Raw genomic sequence first — 16126 nt, 5'->3', positions numbered from 1 at the left:
TGCTAGGACGCTTCACCGACTCAAACCACCATGCAGGTTCGGCATATCCAACGCTGCGAATCCGTAGTGGCGCAGCCAGCGCAGGTCGCTATCGAAGAACGCCCGCAAATCCGGAATGCCGTATTTCAGCATCGCCAGACGGTCGATCCCGATCCCGAACGCAAAGCCCTGATAGACCTCGGGGTCGATGCCACCGGCGGCGATCACCTTGGGGTGGACCATGCCCGAGCCCAGAATCTCCATCCAGTCGTCGCCCTCACCGATCTTCAGCTGACCGTTGTCCCACGAACAGCGGATATCGACCTCGGCCGACGGTTCGGTGAAGGGGAAGTGCGAGGCGCGGAAGCGCAGTTCGACGTCATCGACCTCGAAAAACGCCTTCACGAACTCTTCCAGAACCCATTTCAGGTTCGCCATCGAGATGTCCTTGTCGATGGCCAGACCTTCAACCTGATGGAACATCGGCGTGTGGGTCTGGTCATAGTCGGCTCGGTACACGCCGCCCGGACAGATCACGCGGATCGGCGCGCCCTGTTTCTCCATCGAGCGGATTTGTACCGGAGACGTATGCGTCCGCAGCACATGCGGCGGGCGATTGTCGCCCTCGGCGCGGTGCATATAGAACGTGTCCATCTCGGCCCGCGCGGGGTGGTGGCCGGGGATGTTCAGGGCATCAAAGTTGTACCAGTCGTCTTCGATCCGCGGCCCTTCGGCCACCGAGAATCCCAGTTCGGCAAAGATCGCAGTCAGTTCCTCTGTCGCCTGGCTGATCGGATGGATTGAGCCCTGACGGCGCGCGCGGGTCGGCAGGGTGACGTCCAGCCATTCGGTGCGCAGACGCTCATCCAACGCGGCATCGGCCAGCGCGGATTTCTTGGCGGAGAGCGCCGAGTTGATTTCATCCTTCAGGGCGTTCAGCGCGGGGCCAGCGATCTGACGTTCCTCGGGGGTCATTTTACCGAGCTCGCGCATCTTAAGCGCGACCTCGCCTTTTTTGCCCACCGCAGCGACACGGATCGCCTCAAGTGCGTTTTCGTCGCCTGCTTCGGCGATTTGGCCCAGATACTTTGCCTTAAGATCGTCCATGACGGTCCCCTGAAATTGGTCGAGAACCTGCTATCGGGCCAGCCCCGCGAATGCAAGCGGGACCGGGCGGATCAATAGCTGTATTCGGGGAAAATCCGGGTCAGGTCGCCGTTCCAGTCACCATTATAGTGATCGAGCAGCTCATCTGCCGGAACCTTGCCAGACTCTAGGCTGTCCTTCAGCGCATTCAGGAAATGTGTCTCGTCCGGCACCAAGCCACCAGCACCAGGGAAGGCACGGGACTTAAGACCAGCTTCAGAGATCGCAACAACCTCACGCGCCAGATCATGCATGTTGATGTTACCGACCTGGGCCTGCAGACCGTCTTTTGCAGCCTCAATGCGCAGAGCCTCGCGGGTCTCAGCATCCCAGCCTTTGACCAGGTCCCACGCCGCATCCAGTGCGGTTTGATCGTAGGTCAGGCCCACCCAGAACGCAGGCAGTGCACAAAGACGGCGCCATGGGCCACCATCAGCGCCACGCATCTCCATGAATTTCTTGATGCGAGCTTCGGGGAAAGCGGTGGTCAGGTGGTCGGCCCAGTCGGACAAGGTCGGCGTCTCACCGGGCAGCGCAGGCAGTTTGCCCTGCAAGAAGTCGCGGAAGGACATGCCCAGCGCATCAATATACTCACCGTTGCGGTAGACAAAATACATCGGCACATCGAGCGCATACTGTACATACCGCTCAAAGCCAAAGCCGTCTTCGAATACAAAAGGCAACATACCGGTGCGCGCATCGTCCAGATGCCGCCAGATATAGCTGCGCCAGCTTTTCTGGCCGTTCACCTTGCCTTCAAAAAACGGAGAGTTCGCAAACAGCGCTGTCGCGACCGGCTGTAAGGCCAGTGCCACGCGCAGTTTCTGCACCATGTCGGCCTCAGACCCGAAGTCGATATTGACCTGAACGGTACAGGTCCGCCGCATCATCGCGCGACCCATGGTGCCGACCTTCTCCATGTAGTCGTTCATCAGCCGGTAACGCCCTTTAGGCATCAACGGCATCTCTTCATGGGTCCAGATCGGAGCTGCGCCCAGACCTATGAAACCGACGCCAATCTCGTCGGCGATGTCCTTAACCTCGCGCAGGTGAGTGTTCACCTCGTCGCAGGTCTCGTGGATCGTCTCAAGCGGAGCCCCCGAAAGCTCCAGCGCACCGCCCGGCTCCAGGCTGACATTGGCACCATCTTTTTCCAAACCAATCAGCTTGCCACCTTCGCGCACCTCGGCCCAGCCGTGACGATCACGCAATCCTTCCAAGACAGCGACGATCGAGCGTGTGCCTTCGAATGGCAGCGGTTTCAGGGTGTCTTTGCAGTACCCGAATTTTTCGTGTTCGGTACCGATGCGCCAATCTTGTTTGGGCTTACAACCCGATTCCAGATATTCGGCAAGTTGCTCATGGCGTTCGATCGGTCCGCCGCCGGACTGGGGGATGGACATGAACCGTGCTCCGATCCTGATGTGTCTGTCTAGTTGGTCAGTCGTGGGGGCAAACGCCGCCAGTGTCAATGCAGGCGGATATGAGCCGGACGGGATGGCGTCCGCTCCCAAATCACAACCGGATGAACCGCTCCGCCGTTCAATTCTGTCAGCATTTGCTCGGTTTTCAGCCCCGGTAGCGTCGAAAAAACATCAAACAGCGACTCGGCCCCCTCGGCATTCACAGGAATGTGAAGCGTCGGCTGACCTGGCTGATCCAAAACCCAGTGCGCCGGGCTTTGAGTTGGGTCCAGCGCCAGACGTTCAATCTCTTGCGTCGCGACGATTCCCCCGTCAAGCGGACCAAGATATGTAATCTGCCCTTCGTCTATCGTGACGACCCCTGGGCCGCCGGCACCGGTCCGGAACCGGGCACGCTGCGCCCCGATCACAGCTAGGGCAATCGAAACTGCAACCAAAACCCAGCCCAGCCAACCGAGCAACCCGCCAGGGCCGCCAATCCAACTTAGGCCTAACAGCAGGGTAAATCCCGCCGCCAGCATTTCGCGCCAGCGCCAAAGAGCCAGTTTGGCTTCGGGTCGGATGAAACTCATGCCGTATCCTCTGGGTTTACGAACAGGATCAACGAAAAATGACCTGCTGGTTTAAATCCTATAGCAATATAGGCACGCGCAGCGGCATCGGAAGCCGCAAAGAGAACTGCGCGTGAGACGCCGCAACCTCGCACTTCGCTCAAATGCAGCGCCAAAGCCAAACGTGCATAGCCATGGCCGCGAAACTCGGAAGGCGTATAGACCCCTCCGACCTGAACAACGACTGGCAGGCGTGCATTGAACCCGGTCATGCCAACGGGGGCGCCATCCATTAGTAAAACCCGGTGCGAGTTGCGCCCCAGATATGCCGAGATGTCTTTCTTGGCCTGAATAAGTGCGCGATCCGGGGCAAAGTCCATTGCCTCGATCAGATAGTCCTTCCGCCATGCCTCTGGAACAGAACGACCAATCGCTCCCAGTGGCACCAATTCCGCACCAGTTGCATCCGGCAGAACGAGTTGACTCAAATCCAGTGTAAAGCCTGGTTCATCGCTGTTCAGCGTTGCTGGCCGTTCTTCCCAACCCGCAATCCGCATAATACGGCGGGCCTGCGTGGCTTCGGCGGCCAGACCGAACAGCTTACGCCCCCGGATCAAGGCAACAGCCTCGCTCAGGTCTTCGTCAGAGCAACTTGGGCATTGCGAAAGGACCATACCTTCGTTTGTGATGGCAAAGATATCGCTCGGCCCTTCGCCCAGCATCCACACCGTCAATGCGCGCGGATCTGAGCCATTCAGACCAAAGTCACGCAAATTGGCCAGCGGGAACATTGATGTCTGGATGTGCTGTGACAGAAATCTCTCAATCTTTGGCACGTCGGCGTCTTGCGCCAACCGCCATGTCACGACCAGTCTCCCAGAGCTTGCTGCCACATGGTCAAAGACGCCACAGCTGCCGTATCCGCGCGCAGAATTCGTGGGCCAAGGCTGACCACATGCGCATAGGGTAATGCTGAAAGGCGGGTACGCTCACGCTCAGAAAAACCACCTTCGGGGCCTATCAGAATCGCCCAGGGCAAACCCTTTTCATTGGCTGCCAAACGCAGGGCGGAACCAACCTCGGCCTCGTTGCAGAACATCAACTGGCGACCTGTGGGCCAATTGTCCAAAACACGGTCCAAGCGCTGAAGGTCGGCAACCTCGGGCACGAAGGTACCACCGCATTGCTCGGCTGCCTCCACGGCGTGCGCCTGCAGGCGGTCCTGCCGGATACGTTCGGAATTGGTGAACTCTGTCTGCACCGGAAGAATACGCGCTGCACCCATTTCCGCTGCTTTTTCAACGATGAAATCGGTGCGGGCCTTTTTAATAGGGGCAAACAGGAACCATAGGTCCGGCGGCAACTGCAAAGGTTTGGTCTGCTCAATACAGGTGAGAACGCCACCGCGTTTGCCTGCCTCGGTCACCTCGGCCAACCACTCTCCGTCCGTGCCGTTAAACAAAGAGACGTGCCCTCCAACGGCCATACGCATGACACCGAACAGGTAATGAGCCTGCTCGCGCGTCAAATCTACCGATTGCCCCGGACCCAGAGCGTGCTCTACATACAGTCTGATCTTTGCACTCATGAGATGTTACATATGCAAGGCAACGCCCCAACACCAGACGGTCAGGTCGCCGATGCTGTATCCGGCAACTGGGTCGATACTTATGCACCGGCTTTCGCCCGCCCCTACTTGCGCCTAAGCCGGGCTGACCGCCCGATTGGGACGTGGCTATTGCTGATTCCCTGTTGGTGGGGACTGGCTTTGGCGATCCTCAGCGATGGTTCTCCGCGGTTAGAAGATCTTTGGATCGCAATCGGCTGCGCGATCGGAGCCTTTCTGATGCGCGGTGCAGGCTGCACGTGGAATGACATCACGGACCGGAAGTTCGACGGACAGGTCGAACGCACAAGGTCGCGCCCGATTCCTTCGGGGCAGGTCAGCGTTCGTCAGGCAGTGTTTTGGATGGGGCTGCAAAGCCTGCTGGCGCTGGCGATTCTGCTGACATTCAACCGCGCGGCAATAGCCATGGGCGTCCTGTCTTTGCTACCAGTTGCCGTATATCCCTTTGCCAAGCGATTCACCTGGTGGCCACAAGCCTTTCTGGGCCTGGCCTTCAATTGGGGCATTCTTCTTGCCTGGGCAGCGCACACCGGTACGGTGGGCGTGCCGGCAATTACTCTTTATCTCGCTGGCATTGCCTGGACGCTGTTCTATGACACGATCTATGCCCATCAGGACGCCGAAGACGACGAACTGATTGGAATCAAATCCACCGCCCGCCTTTTTGGCACCGATACCGCACGATGGCTAAAATACTTTCTCATCGCCACAGTTTCGCTGATGGCCTTGGCCATTATCGACACTGTGACGACTCAGGCTTCCTTTTTGGCTCTGGCCGTCGCCCTTGCAGGACCATGGGCAATGGGATGGCACATGAATTGGCAATTGCGCGGATTGGATACAGAGGACAACGCAAAGCTGCTGCAGCTTTTCCGCTCCAACCGAGACACTGGCCTGATTCCGCTGATCTTCCTCTGCGTCGCATTGCTGCTCTGATTGCACCCCGACGCGGGCCTCTGTAAGAGTTCTGCCAACCGCCCGAGGAGTCGATTGACCGCACATGCGCTTACCCTATTTCTTTGCCGTTGCTCTTATTTTCTTTGTCTCTGCCGGGGTCTGCCTGCTGGCCGCCGGATATGCCGTGACAAAGGTTGAGGAAAGCTCGGAATTTGCTGTTCGGCGTGCGCTGGACCTTAAAGGGCACGACTGGGCCGAGGTCCACTCGGACGGGCTTCGCGTTGTTCTGACCGGAACCGCCAAAGACGAGGCCACGCGGTTCAATGCTTTAACCGCCGCTGGTACCGAGGTCGACACCTCGCGCGTGATTGACGAAATGCAGGTCGCCCCAACAACTGAGCTTGCAGCCCCGCGGTTCTCGGCTGAAATTCTTCGAAATGACAGCGGGATTTCTGTAATTGGCCTGATCCCAGCCAGCGAAGACCGAGAAGCTCTGATGGATCGGTTGCGCCGGTTGGACAGCAACGCGTCCGTCGCTGATTTGATGGAAACGGCCGATTATCCCAAGCCCAAAGGGTGGGACGATGCGGTCAGCTATGCGATCGAAGCGCTGACACGTCTTCCACGCGCAAAAATCTCGGCCAGCCCGGGCTTGGTCAAGATCACGGCAATTGCGGACAGCCAGCAAGAAAAAGAGCGGCTGGAGCAAGATCTGACCCGAGCAGCCCCGCCCAGCCTTCGAATCGGCCTTGCGATCTCGGCCCCGCGGCCCGTGATCACGCCGTTTACTTTGCGCTATCTGATTGATGAAAATGGTGGACAGTTTGACGCCTGTTCCGCACAGAACGAAAAGGCGCGCGATACAATCATCGCAGCGGCGCAAGAGGCCGGCCTGACCGGAGCCTATACCTGTACCATTGGATTGGGCGTACCGTCCCCCCGTTGGCCCGACGCCGCATCCCTAAGCATTCGCGCGCTGTCTGAAATTGGCGGAGGATCCGTGACCATTTCCGACGCCGACATCACTTTGGTCGCCGCTGAAGGAACTGCGGCTGGGACGTTTGATCGCGTGGTCGGCGAACTTGAAAATGCACTGCCGGATGTGTTCGCGCTGCACGCCGTACTTCCAGCACCTGTCGCAGATGATCAGTCCGGACCGCCTGAGTTTTCAGCCACACGCAGCCCGGAAGGGCTGGTTCAACTACGCGGTCGTCTAAGTGACGAGACTCTGCGCGACATGGTCGACAGCTACGCCCGGGCCGCTTTTGGAACTGAGCAAGTCCATACCACCACCCGCATCGCCTCGGACTTGCCATCGGACTGGCCTATTCGCGTTCTCGCTGGGCTCGAAGCGTTATCTCAGCTGCACAATGGCGTACTAACCGTCACCCCGGACGATGTCTTGCTCAGCGGGATCAGCCACGACCCCGAAACCCGGGCACAGGTGGCAGGGCTTTTGTCAGAGAAACTCGGTGACGCGAAAGAATTCACTCTTTCGATCACGTATCAGGAACCCCCCGAACCCGAGGACAAACTGCCAGACCCCGAAGTTTGCGAAGAGCGTATTGCCGAGGTTCAGACAGGTACCAAAATCGCATTCGAACCGGGTTCAGCCACCGTCGCCTCTGAGTCGCGCGATACAGTGAATCAAATTGCCAATATTCTTCGGGAATGCGGACCAATACGGCTTGAGATTCAGGGTCATACCGACAGCCAGGGCCGTGAAGAAATGAACCAGCAGCTTAGTCAGGCGCGCGCTCAATCGATTTTGAACGAACTGCGTGGGCGGCGTGTGCCAACAGCAAGCTTTACCGCCGTCGGCTACGGCGAAACACAACCCATTGCCGATAACAGCACTGAAGAGGGCCGCGAAGAGAACCGGCGCATCGAATTCCGTCTGATCCGGCCAGAGCCGATCGCTGAATCGGAAACTGCGCTGGAAGAGATTGAGGCCCAATCAGAAACCGACACGCCCGCCGCCGACGCGGAAGCAGAGGACCAATAAGTTGAACAGAATCGAATTCATCATCGCCACCGCCGTCATCCTGTTCGCGGCCTTCTGCATGGGTTGGTTCGCAAACTGGCTGGCCCATCGCCTGTCACGTGTGCGCCAAAGCGACGTCGCCGATCTGGACCGAATGAGTCAGGAGTTGCATGAGGCCGAAGAAACCCGGGATCAGGCGATCACATACCTGCAGCAACGCGAGGCAGAGCTGACCAATCAGCTTACTCAAGCCGAAGCTGAATTGGCCGCTGCAATGGATGGTCTACGCGCCGCCCGACAAGAGGCCGAGGAGCTTCGCGGTCGCATCAACAACGCGGATTAACACCTCAGCATTCAGTCGGGGCTCACTGTTTGTTGCCCCCAAACCGAACAATCGGCAGATTCCAGCCGGTTGAATTCTACAACCTTCAATTTTCCAATAAATTCAATATTCTGAATTGGTGTATTTTTGCCTACACGCATCACTGTTCACTACCCAGAAAATTGGAGTGCACTATGAATTCCCAAACAACTTTGAAGACCGCCGCAATCCTCTGCACTTTTGCAGCGACCACTGCTTTTGCCAGCAGTGACGTTATCCCATCGGAAAACGATACGTTCTCTAACTGGGGTGAAGAATCCGGATGGACCATCTTTGTGGATGACACACGTGGTTCCTGCCTGATCGAGCGTATGGACGCAAACGGGAACGTTGTTCAAATGGGCCTGACCAAAGACCAGGAAATGGGCTATCTCGGCGTATTCACCCAGAATGACATCGGCCTGAAGGGCAAGAAGGAAAAGATTTTCCTGTCACTTGACGGTAATGTCTATGAAGCCGAAGCGCACAAAAAGACCAAGCACCTGGCCGAAGGGTATACCGGTGGCTATATCCTTGCGAACAACGCGCAGTTTGTAGACGACGTCATGAACAAATACGAAATGACTGTGTTCCCGGAAAAAGAGTTCGCATTCACCGTAAGCCTGGATGGCACCAAGAAAGCCATCGAAGCAGCCCGACAGTGCAACTCAGAGCAAAACGCCTAGTCTGCATTAGGCAACCCCGGCACCTGTTGACCCGGTGCCGGGTACCGCGCCTACCAGCGGGTCAGCGCGTCTTCGTCTTCGTCTTTTGCAGCGACCCATTCAGAGCCGGACTTGGTGATTTCTTTCTTCCAGAATGGCGCGCGGGATTTCAGGTAATCCATCAGGTACTCTGCTGCCTCAAACGCATCCTTTCGATGAGGTGCGGCTGTAGCCACCATCATAATCCGATCCCCCGGGGCCAGGCGCCCATGACGGTGGATCACCAATACATCACCCAATGACCAGCGTTTCTGAGCCTCTTCGGCAATCTTTGTTAGGGCCCGTTCGGTCATGCCGGGGTAGTGCTCGATCTCCATCACATCCAGATCGCCAGAGGCCAGATCGCGCACTACGCCTGTGAAAGTAACGATCGCACCGTTTGCCCCGTCACCAGCAGCAAAGGCATTGGCTTCGGCCCCCAGATCGAACTCTTCTTGCTGAACCGCGATGCGCATCTTAGCCGCCGGTCATGGGTGGGAAAAAAGCTACCTCACGCACCCCGGCGAGCGAGGCGTCAAAGTCCGAAAGCTCCTGATCCAACGCAACTCGCAATGCAGAAAGATCAGAAAAGGCCGCGGCGTAACGATCTTCGCGTGCGCTAAGCTCTGCTACCAAATCGGATACAGTCGCAGCTTGAGTTTCAACCTTCTCTTTCGGCAGGCCGATCCGCTCGCGTACCCAGGCGAAATACAGAACGTCCATCGGTTAGCTCTCCTTCAGATGGGGCATGGCTTTACGAAAGTAGTCATAGCCAGTGATCAATGTAAGCGTTGCAGCGATCCAAAGCAGCCACAACCCAAGACGACCGGACCAGAACATACCTTCAAGATGCCAGCGAATGTGATTTATGTCCTCAACCTCTCCGGTCAGAACCTGATCCATCGTTACAGCGTCCATCCCAAAGGTGGCCATCACAAAATAGTGCTCAAAAATCCCCTGTGAAAACAGGATCGCAATGGCGAACATCTGCGCGGTCGTTTTCCACTTGGCCAGCTTTGTCACCTTAAGCGTTCCAGCGACATCCCCAAGATACTCACGCAAGCCCGAGACAAACACTTCGCGAAACAGGATCACGGTGGCAGGCAGCACCAGCCACGGCGTCCAGTGTTCGGTCGAATACCCAACGAGGATCATCAGCGCGATCACCACCATCGCCTTGTCGGCGATCGGATCAAGCATCGCCCCTATTTTGGTTTCCTGCTTCCACGCTCGGGCCAGATAGCCATCGAACCAGTCGGTGATCGCAGCTGACATAAACAGGATCAGCGCGAACCAGTCTGCGTAAGGACGGGTGAAATACAGAAACATCACGGCCAGACCGGGGGCCGCCAGCAGGCGAAGAACGGTCAGGATATTGGGTAGGTTCCACTTCATAGGATGACCCTACATCGCCGGTCGGTGACAGAAAAGACGGCCCAGCAAAAAACTGACCCGATCACAGGCAGTTGCAGGGCCAAAGGGCAAAGGGTCGCAACCGGGAACTCTCAGTCAGATACGGCTTGGCGCGCGGCGACTTTGCGGTCAGATTGTCGGACGGCTCAGGAGCGACCGGACAGCATGACCGCACATATTCAAACCGACCCCCGATCCAATCTGATCGGCAGTGCATGGATGATCGCTGGAATGGCGTTGTTCGCGCTGGAAGACGCCTTGCTGAAAGGTGCATCCGCCGCGTTGCCGATCTGGCAGATCCTGATCCTCTTCGGTACGGGCGGCACAGTGATCTTTGCTGCAGTGGCTTTGGTGCGTGGAACCAACCTGTTTCATCCCGACGTGCTATCGCGCCCGATGAAAGTGCGGGTGCTGTTCGAGATTCTCGGGCGGCTGTTCTATGTATTGGCAATCACGCTGACCCCTCTGTCTGCGGCTACCGTCATCCTGCAAGCCACTCCACTGGTCGTTGTAGCAGGCGCGGCTCTGTTCTTTGGCGAGGCCGTCGGCTGGCGACGCTGGAGCGCCATCCTGATCGGCCTGATCGGCGTGGTGATCATTATCCAACCAACCGGAGACAGTTTCTCGGCCCTATCGATCCTGGCGGTTCTGGGAATGCTGGGCTTTGCAGGTCGCGATCTGGCCAGCCGCGCTGCGCCTGCCACGCTCAGCACTGAAGTGCTGGGCTTCTACGGCTTCCTCTGCATCGTGGTAGCGGGTCTGGCCTATCGGTTCTGGGAGGGCGCGCCGGTGGCTCCGCTGGACTTGCACACAAGCCTGCATGTTGGCGGCGCAATCCTTATGGGTACTGCCGCCTACGCATCGCTGATGAAAGCTATGCGGACTGGAGAGGTTTCGGCCGTGACGCCGTTCCGTTACTCCCGGCTGCTGTTTGGCGTGGGTCTGGGCGTGGTCATGTTTGGTGAGCAGCTAGACCAGACCATGTGGATCGGCAGCGCACTGATCGTTGCCTCAGGGCTGTATATCCTTTGGCGTGGTCGGAAGGCCTAGCCCTTGTCGTGGAAGAAATCATAGACCTTTTGCGCCAGCCCGGCTGAGATCCCATCAACAGCTTTCAAATCAGCCAGGTTCGCGCGGCTGACTGCCTTCGCGCTGCCGAAATGAGCCAACAAGGCCCGTTTGCGCGCAGCGCCCACACCAGGGATTTCATCCAAAGGCGTCGCACCCACGGCCTTGGCCCGTTTCGCTCGGTGAGTTCCAATGGCAAAGCGGTGCGCCTCATCCCGCATTCGCTGAATGAAATACAATACGGGATCGTTGCGTTTCAACGCAAAGGGGCGTTGACCGATGCGGTGGAACTCTTCTTTGCCGTGATCCCGGTCGACACCTTTGGCGACGCCGACCATCGGGATGTCTTCAACACCATGCTCAACCATGATCTCATGCACGGCGCTTACCTGCCCGGCTCCACCGTCAATCAGCAAAAGGTCGGGCCACATTCCCTTGTCGCGATCCGGATCCTCTTTCTGCAAACGGGTGAAGCGGCGGGTCAGAACCTCTTTCATCATGCCAAAGTCGTCACCAGGCGTCAGATCATCACCACGAATGTTGAACTTACGATAGGCGTTCTTCATGAACCCCTCAGGGCCAGCGACGATCATGCCGCCCACCGCATTGGTTCCCTGAATATGAGAGTTATCGTACACCTCGATCCGGCCCGGCGGGTTATCCAGATCAAACGCCTCGGCTACACCGCGCAGCAGCTTGGCCTGCGTAGCGCTTTCTGACATGCGCCGTGCCAACGACTCGCGCGCGTTGCGCAAGGCACCGGCAACCAACTCCTGTTTCTCACCACGTTGCGGGACCAGGATTTCAACCTTGCGCCCAGCCTTCTCTGCCAAGGCTTCTTCCATCAGGTCCGCGTTTTCGATTCCATCGGACAGGATCAGCTGACGCGGTGGTTCCTTGTTGTCGTAGAACTGGCCAATAAACGCCTCCATCACCTCAGCCGGAGACACATCTGCCCCGACCCGAGGGTAGAAATCCTTGTTCCCCCAGTTCTGGTTGGCGCGAATAAAGAACACCTGCACACAGGCCTGACCGCTATCCATATAAAGGCCGATCACATCCGCCTCGGCCACGCCACGCGGATTGATTCCTTGCGAGGTCTGCACCTGCGTCAGCGCTCGGATACGGTCGCGCAGACCAGCGGCGCGTTCGAACTCCATCGCCTCAGAAGCGGCCATCATCTGTTCGGCCAATTCCTCTTGCACCTTGGTCGAACGGCCCGACAGGAAACGCTCGGCATCCCTTACGCTTTCGCGGTAATCGGCCTCAGAGATCAACCCGACGCATGGCCCAGAGCACCGCTTGATTTGATAGAGCAGACACGGCCGTGTTCGGCTGTCGAACATAGAGTCAGAGCAATTGCGCAGCAGGAAAGCTTTTTGCAGTTGGTTCAACGTTCGGTTCACCGCGCCGGCGCTGGCGAACGGGCCGAAGTATGCGCCCTTTTCCTTCTTTGCCCCACGGTGCTTTTTGATCTGAGGATATGCATGATCCTTGGCGACCAGAATATTCGGAAAGCTCTTATCATCACGCAGCAACACGTTGTATTTGGGCTTGAGCTGCTTGATCAGATTTTGTTCCAGCAGCAGCGCCTCGGTCTCGGTCCGCGTGGTCAGGAACATCATCGAGGCGGTCAATGCGATCATCTTCTCGATCCGGCCGGAATGGCCAGGGCGCGTATAGTTCGACACCCGTGCCTTCAGGTTCCGCGCCTTGCCCACGTATAGAACCCGGCTGTCCGCATCCAACATCCGGTACACACCGGGCGAGCTGTCCAGCGTTTTCACATAGCGCTGGATACAGGCATAGCCGGTTGGCTGAGTCTCTGGATTCGATTCGTGTTGGATCGTCATTGGCCTGAGATATGATTCCCTGACAATGGCTGCAATCTTGAGCGCGTCAGTTCAAGAGAAAACAAATCCACGATTTCTGTGGATAACTATGAAGATAAGTTTCAGAGGATAGCGAAATTCCCTTGTATACATAGGGATTCATTGATTTGCACAAAAAATAGGCACAAGACTAACTTGTTGTTTTTAAAGTAAATAAAATCGTACACAAGACAAGTGTATGAAAAAAAAGACATTTTTGTAACGGGCAGGTAACGGAAACGAGAGCAGTGCAAAACTTGCACGAAATATACTTATTCTACACCCAGTACGTCCGGCGTTTGCCAGCCGAGATGCTGACCACCGTCCACGCACAAAAGCTGCCCTGTGACCGCATGAGCGTCCAGAAAGTACCCCAGCGCGGCTGTAATGTCTGACGGGTTTGCCCCCCTCTCCAGAACCGTATTCGCCCGCTGTGCCTTAAAGTGATCTTCGGATTGCCTATGACCCTGCATCGTCGGGCCCGGCCCAATTGCGTTGACGCGAATTGCGGGTGTCAGGGCCTGTGCAGCGGTACGGGTCAGCGCCCAAAGCCCCATTTTAGCAATCGTATAAGACATAAACTCGGGCGTCAGCTTACGCACCCGCATATCCACCATGTTGACGATCAGACCAACGGCAACGGGTTCGCCTGCGTCATCGGTGTCTGGCTCCAGCTCCTGTGCCGCCATGGCCTGCGTCAGCACGAAAGGCGCGCGCAGGTTGCTGTCGAGGTGGCGATCCCAGCTTTTCCGAGTGGCGGTATGGATGTTGTCGTATTCAAAGATCGAGGCGTTGTTGACCAGGCACGTGATCGGTCCACCCAATTCCTCAGCTGCACGTGGCAGCAGGGTTTCAACCTGCGCCTCATCTAGCAGGTCAGCCTGCAAGGCAACAGATTGGCGCCCCATGGCCTGAACTTCGGCAACAGTATCCAACGCAGGTTGCTGTGAGGTGGCGTAATGCACTGCAACGTCATACCCGCGCCGCGCAAGGTACAGGGCCATAGCCCGTCCAAGGCGAATTCCGGCTCCGGTTACTAGGGCTCGGTTCATGGCTTTCCTCTTTCTGTCACGTCACGCCAACAGAGAGATGACATAGACCGCATACAGAAGTGTCAACAGCAGGCCCCACCCGCGCGTGATATCCTTTTTCAGGAACACAAACGGGATCAACAAAAGCGACGCTCCCAACATCACCCAAAGGTCGAACCGTAGGAACTCGGGGTCGACGGGAATGCGGCCAAACAGCGTGGCGATACCGATAATGGCCAGCAAGTTGAACATGTTCGACCCGATCACGTTGCCCAGCGCAACGTCTGCCTGACGGCGTAATGCGGCCATGACGGTCGTAGCCAACTCTGGCAGAGACGTTCCGACTGCAATCAGGGTCAAACCGATAACCGTTTCACTAACCCCGTAGGTCAGTGCGATCACGGTGGCATTCTCAACCAACAAATGCGCGCCCATCGGAAGCCCGATCAGACCCAACACCAAGTAGATCGAAATCTTCCAATAGGGCATGTCTGGATCGGCTTCTTCCAAACCGTCCAGTTCCTCTTCGTCGGCGCAGGCCGCGCCGCAGGCTTTGCGATGCGCGTGGGCTTCGCGAAAAGCGTTCCAAAGAACAAGGCCCAGCGCAGCCAGCAAAATGGCACCGCTTAGCAGATTGAACACACCGATGAATGCCAGCCCTATGAACAGAACCGAGGCAATAAGCATGAATACATAATTTTTGCGGCTATCGCATTCGCTGGTGTGCAACGTGGCCAGCAATGCGGGAAGGCCCAATACCAAAAGAATGTTTGCCGTGTTTGACCCGACAACGTTACCCAACGCGATACCCGGCGCGTTTTCCTTGATCGCACTGATGGCAATCAAAAGCTCGGGCGCTGAGGTGCCAAAGGCCACAATCGTAAGGCTGACAATCAGTGCCGGCACGCCAAGCCGCAGGCTCAGGTTTACTGCGCCGCGCACAAGTGCGTCACCCGCCAATAGCAGGATCAACAACCCAAGGCCGGATAACAGCCATGCCGTCATTTACGGCCTCCTTTTTCGCAGGCACATGGGCCTTTACCGATCCTGAACCGCCCGCATCGCGGACATCTTGAAGACTGTAGCCGCTTCTGTCCGGGAAAGCGCAGCTTTCCGAACATCGCCAGGACGCCCATGGCAATCAGGAAGAGGGTGACAATCTTGATTATCACGTCACAAACCGAAACGCGCGTAAGCAGCACGCTCCTCAATTCCGGCGATGGCGTCCTGCGCCAGCGATGCACCAAAGCGCGACCAAAGCGGTTTGCGCAGCCCATAACGGCGGAATTTGACCTTGTCACCGAACCGCTCTTGCATCTTTGGCTTCAGATGCGCGATGCCGTCAATCAGACCAAGTTGCTGCGCACGGCGCGCCAACCAGATTTCACCCGTGAACAAATCCTGACTTTCGTCCAGTTTGTCACCACGGCGCGTTTTGACGTGGGTGATGAAGTTCTCATGGATATCCGCCAGCAAACCTTCGAGCCGCGCGACATCCTCTTTCTTTTCCGGCGCAAATGGGTCGAGCATGGACTTCGATTGCCCTGCTGTATGAACACGCCGCTCAATCCCCTGCCGCTTGAGCAGAATATGCGCACCAAAGCCCGAAGAGATCACACCGATCGAACCCAGCACCGAGCTGTCATCCGCATAAATCTCGTCCGCTGCAGCAGCCAACCAGTAACCGCCCGACGCGGCTACGTCCTCGACAAAGCCGAAAACCGGAACCTTGAGCTCTTCGGAAAGACGTCGGATTCGCGCTCCGATCAACGAGCTTTGCACAGGTGATCCACCAGGCGAGTTGATCTCTAACGCTACGGCGACAGGCTTACCCTTGCGAAAAGCTTTCTCGAGGACAGGGGCAAGCGCGGTATCGGACATCGATCCACGCCCCGCCATCCCGATGGCACCGGACAGGCGCACAACGGCGACGCAAGGTTGTTTTTTGAGAAACGGCAGGCTGAGTTTCATGGGTGCCGATGTAGAGTGCACCCCAGCGGTAAACAAGGGACCGCTGAACCCTTAGACGTGACGTGAACACATTTCCTGAAGGTGGTGGGCAAAAATGCA

At 57.2% G+C, this 16126-nt stretch carries 17 protein-coding genes; 5 read left to right on the top strand and 12 right to left on the bottom strand.

The features are described from left to right. Window positions 1–12: 12 nt before the first annotated feature. From pheS to ACR0EO_RS17095, 5 genes are all read right to left on the bottom strand, one after another. Complete coding sequence (gene pheS, locus ACR0EO_RS17115; RefSeq protein ID WP_480691819.1) at window positions 13–1086, bottom strand: phenylalanine--tRNA ligase subunit alpha; 1074 nt, start codon at window positions 1084–1086, stop codon at window positions 13–15. 71 nt (window positions 1087–1157) lie between these two features. Beyond that, window positions 1158–2528 (bottom strand): glutamate--cysteine ligase, encoded by a 1371-nt coding sequence (locus ACR0EO_RS17110; protein WP_480691817.1) that lies wholly within the window; start codon window positions 2526–2528, stop codon window positions 1158–1160. A gap of 65 nt (window positions 2529–2593) precedes the next feature. Next, the gene (locus ACR0EO_RS17105) at window positions 2594–3121 is read right to left on the bottom strand and encodes a hypothetical protein (RefSeq protein WP_480691816.1); all 528 of its coding nucleotides are present in this window, start codon (window positions 3119–3121) and stop codon (window positions 2594–2596) included. Continuing rightward, window positions 3118–3966, bottom strand: coding sequence for a GNAT family N-acetyltransferase (locus ACR0EO_RS17100; RefSeq protein ID WP_480691814.1), 849 nt, complete (start codon window positions 3964–3966; stop codon window positions 3118–3120). The genes ACR0EO_RS17105 and ACR0EO_RS17100 overlap by 4 nt, the downstream gene beginning before the upstream one ends. After that, window positions 3963–4688 carry a 16S rRNA (uracil(1498)-N(3))-methyltransferase gene (locus ACR0EO_RS17095; protein ID WP_480691812.1) on the bottom strand — a complete coding sequence of 242 codons (726 nt, stop codon included), beginning with the start codon at window positions 4686–4688 and terminating at the stop codon, window positions 3963–3965. The genes ACR0EO_RS17100 and ACR0EO_RS17095 overlap by 4 nt, the downstream gene beginning before the upstream one ends. 12 nt (window positions 4689–4700) lie before the next feature. Between ACR0EO_RS17095 and ubiA the strand changes: the two genes are divergently transcribed. From ubiA to ACR0EO_RS17075, 4 genes are all read left to right on the top strand, one after another. Next, window positions 4701–5663: a 4-hydroxybenzoate octaprenyltransferase gene (ubiA, locus tag ACR0EO_RS17090; RefSeq protein ID WP_480691810.1), complete on the top strand. Its 963-nt coding sequence runs from the start codon at window positions 4701–4703 to the stop codon at window positions 5661–5663. Window positions 5664–5727: 64 nt separating this feature from the next. Beyond that, window positions 5728–7629 carry an OmpA family protein gene (locus ACR0EO_RS17085; protein WP_480691808.1) on the top strand — a complete coding sequence of 634 codons (1902 nt, stop codon included), beginning with the start codon at window positions 5728–5730 and terminating at the stop codon, window positions 7627–7629. A 1-nt stretch (window position 7630) separates the two neighbouring features. Then, window positions 7631–7951, top strand: a complete 321-nt coding sequence (locus tag ACR0EO_RS17080; RefSeq protein WP_475207887.1) for a hypothetical protein — start codon at window positions 7631–7633, stop codon at window positions 7949–7951. Window positions 7952–8124: 173 nt separating this feature from the next. Beyond that, window positions 8125–8655 carry a hypothetical protein gene (locus ACR0EO_RS17075; RefSeq protein WP_480691806.1) on the top strand — a complete coding sequence of 177 codons (531 nt, stop codon included), beginning with the start codon at window positions 8125–8127 and terminating at the stop codon, window positions 8653–8655. A 50-nt stretch (window positions 8656–8705) separates the two neighbouring features. Here the strand turns inward: ACR0EO_RS17075 and ACR0EO_RS17070 are convergent, their stop codons facing one another. The 3 genes from ACR0EO_RS17070 to pgsA are packed head-to-tail and all read right to left on the bottom strand — an operon-like array spanning window position 8706 to window position 10068. Next, the gene (locus ACR0EO_RS17070; protein ID WP_480691804.1) at window positions 8706–9149 is read right to left on the bottom strand and encodes a molybdenum cofactor biosynthesis protein MoaE; all 444 of its coding nucleotides are present in this window, start codon (window positions 9147–9149) and stop codon (window positions 8706–8708) included. Between the two features lies 1 nt (window position 9150). Beyond that, entirely contained in the window at window positions 9151–9396 is a 246-nt protein-coding gene (gene moaD, locus ACR0EO_RS17065) for a molybdopterin converting factor subunit 1 (protein WP_480675514.1), read from the bottom strand. Between the two features lie 3 nt (window positions 9397–9399). After that, window positions 9400–10068, bottom strand: coding sequence for a CDP-diacylglycerol--glycerol-3-phosphate 3-phosphatidyltransferase (gene pgsA, locus ACR0EO_RS17060; protein WP_480691802.1), 669 nt, complete (start codon window positions 10066–10068; stop codon window positions 9400–9402). 183 nt (window positions 10069–10251) lie between these two features. Here pgsA and ACR0EO_RS17055 point away from each other — a divergent pair, with 183 nt between their 5' ends. After that, entirely contained in the window at window positions 10252–11136 is an 885-nt protein-coding gene (locus ACR0EO_RS17055) for a DMT family transporter (protein WP_480691800.1), read from the top strand. On the opposite strand, the gene uvrC is transcribed toward ACR0EO_RS17055, so the two are convergent. From uvrC to ACR0EO_RS17035, 4 genes are all read right to left on the bottom strand, one after another. Beyond that, on the bottom strand, window positions 11133–13007 hold the full coding sequence (gene uvrC, locus ACR0EO_RS17050; RefSeq protein WP_480691798.1) for an excinuclease ABC subunit UvrC: 1875 nt from the start codon (window positions 13005–13007) through the stop codon (window positions 11133–11135). The genes ACR0EO_RS17055 and uvrC overlap by 4 nt on opposite strands. A gap of 290 nt (window positions 13008–13297) precedes the next feature. Beyond that, window positions 13298–14077 carry an SDR family oxidoreductase gene (locus ACR0EO_RS17045; protein WP_480691796.1) on the bottom strand — a complete coding sequence of 260 codons (780 nt, stop codon included), beginning with the start codon at window positions 14075–14077 and terminating at the stop codon, window positions 13298–13300. A gap of 21 nt (window positions 14078–14098) precedes the next feature. Next, window positions 14099–15061: a calcium/sodium antiporter gene (locus ACR0EO_RS17040; RefSeq protein WP_480691794.1), complete on the bottom strand. Its 963-nt coding sequence runs from the start codon at window positions 15059–15061 to the stop codon at window positions 14099–14101. 168 nt (window positions 15062–15229) lie between these two features. Next, window positions 15230–16027: a S49 family peptidase gene (locus ACR0EO_RS17035; RefSeq protein ID WP_480691792.1), complete on the bottom strand. Its 798-nt coding sequence runs from the start codon at window positions 16025–16027 to the stop codon at window positions 15230–15232. Window positions 16028–16126: the final 99 nt, after the last annotated feature.

Source organism: Ruegeria sp. BE9, from assembly GCF_056538765.1.
Note: the sequence above shows the minus strand (reverse complement) of the source record. Positions and strands in the feature narration are given on the sequence as shown.

What these genes read in the sequence shown, in the direction of transcription:
- ubiA (WP_480691810.1), top strand. Translation starts at nt 4,701, where the DNA reads ATGCAAGGCAACGCCCCAACACCAGACGGTCAGGTCGCCGATGCTGTA.
- ACR0EO_RS17055 (WP_480691800.1), top strand. Translation starts at nt 10,252, where the DNA reads ATGACCGCACATATTCAAACCGACCCCCGATCCAATCTGATCGGCAGT.
- pheS (WP_480691819.1), bottom strand. Translation starts at nt 1,086, where the DNA reads ATGGACGATCTTAAGGCAAAGTATCTGGGCCAAATCGCCGAAGCAGGC.
- ACR0EO_RS17110 (WP_480691817.1), bottom strand. Translation starts at nt 2,528, where the DNA reads ATGTCCATCCCCCAGTCCGGCGGCGGACCGATCGAACGCCATGAGCAA.
- uvrC (WP_480691798.1), bottom strand. Translation starts at nt 13,007, where the DNA reads ATGACGATCCAACACGAATCGAATCCAGAGACTCAGCCAACCGGCTAT.
- ACR0EO_RS17070 (WP_480691804.1), bottom strand. Translation starts at nt 9,149, where the DNA reads ATGCGCATCGCGGTTCAGCAAGAAGAGTTCGATCTGGGGGCCGAAGCC.
- ACR0EO_RS17045 (WP_480691796.1), bottom strand. Translation starts at nt 14,077, where the DNA reads ATGAACCGAGCCCTAGTAACCGGAGCCGGAATTCGCCTTGGACGGGCT.
- pgsA (WP_480691802.1), bottom strand. Translation starts at nt 10,068, where the DNA reads ATGAAGTGGAACCTACCCAATATCCTGACCGTTCTTCGCCTGCTGGCG.
- ACR0EO_RS17040 (WP_480691794.1), bottom strand. Translation starts at nt 15,061, where the DNA reads ATGACGGCATGGCTGTTATCCGGCCTTGGGTTGTTGATCCTGCTATTG.
- moaD (WP_480675514.1), bottom strand. Translation starts at nt 9,396, where the DNA reads ATGGACGTTCTGTATTTCGCCTGGGTACGCGAGCGGATCGGCCTGCCG.
- ACR0EO_RS17085 (WP_480691808.1), top strand. Translation starts at nt 5,728, where the DNA reads ATGCGCTTACCCTATTTCTTTGCCGTTGCTCTTATTTTCTTTGTCTCT.
- ACR0EO_RS17105 (WP_480691816.1), bottom strand. Translation starts at nt 3,121, where the DNA reads ATGAGTTTCATCCGACCCGAAGCCAAACTGGCTCTTTGGCGCTGGCGC.
- ACR0EO_RS17095 (WP_480691812.1), bottom strand. Translation starts at nt 4,688, where the DNA reads ATGAGTGCAAAGATCAGACTGTATGTAGAGCACGCTCTGGGTCCGGGG.
- ACR0EO_RS17035 (WP_480691792.1), bottom strand. Translation starts at nt 16,027, where the DNA reads ATGAAACTCAGCCTGCCGTTTCTCAAAAAACAACCTTGCGTCGCCGTT.
- ACR0EO_RS17075 (WP_480691806.1), top strand. Translation starts at nt 8,125, where the DNA reads ATGAATTCCCAAACAACTTTGAAGACCGCCGCAATCCTCTGCACTTTT.